Raw genomic sequence first — 278 nt, 5'->3', positions numbered from 1 at the left:
GGTGATGGAAGCGGTGGCCACGGGAATCACGACCGGCTTTCTGGGCGAGGAGGGTGCAGTCGATGACTTGGTCACCGAGCAGCATCACCAGCCACTGGGTCGGACGTACGAATTCTTCCTTGCGAGCACCCCAGCGCATGCGCTTCGGGATCGGCAGGTCGTTCAACGAGTCTTCAACGATGGTCGGCAACAGGCTGGCGGTCGGCTTGCCGGTGATGACCTGGCTGAAACGCAGTTTCGGTCCGCTCTGGTCGATCTCGCTCAGCTCGACGCCACAC

General features: G+C 62.2%; 1 protein-coding gene. It reads right to left on the bottom strand.

The window, feature by feature from the left end; all coding sequences use genetic code 11:
- The coding region (locus NDO48_RS29155; protein ID WP_267322907.1) for a glycine--tRNA ligase subunit beta at positions 1–278 on the bottom strand (278 nt) is incomplete at both ends.

This window comes from Aminobacter sp. MET-1 (genome assembly GCF_026521175.1).
Lineage (GTDB): Bacteria > Pseudomonadota > Alphaproteobacteria > Rhizobiales > Rhizobiaceae > Aminobacter.
Note: the sequence above shows the minus strand (reverse complement) of the source record. Positions and strands in the feature narration are given on the sequence as shown.